The organism is Streptomyces colonosanans (assembly GCF_001866645.1).
In the GTDB taxonomy this organism is placed as follows: Bacteria; Actinomycetota; Actinomycetes; order Streptomycetales; family Streptomycetaceae; genus Streptomyces; species Streptomyces colonosanans.
The window spans coordinates 1-203 of sequence record NZ_MLYP01000110.1; the positions used below are offsets into that span (position 1 = coordinate 1).

Sequence of the window (203 nt, forward strand, 5' to 3'; positions counted from 1 at the left end):
TCAAAATTTGTTCGGCGGCGTCCTACTCTCCCACAGGGTCCCCCCTGCAGTACCATCGGCGCTGTAAGGCTTAGCTTCCGGGTTCGAAATGTAACCGGGCGTTTCCCTCACGCTATAACCACCGAAACACTATGAAACTGACAGCCGGAAAGCTGTTCGTGGTTTCAGAACCAACACAGTGGACGCGAGCAACTGAGGACAAG

1 rRNA gene is annotated in these 203 nt (G+C 54.2%); it reads right to left on the reverse strand.

Annotated elements, in window-relative coordinates:
* Positions 1-9: 9 nt before the first annotated feature.
* Positions 10-126, reverse strand: a 5S ribosomal RNA gene (gene rrf, locus BIV24_RS29860).
* Positions 127-203: the final 77 nt, after the last annotated feature.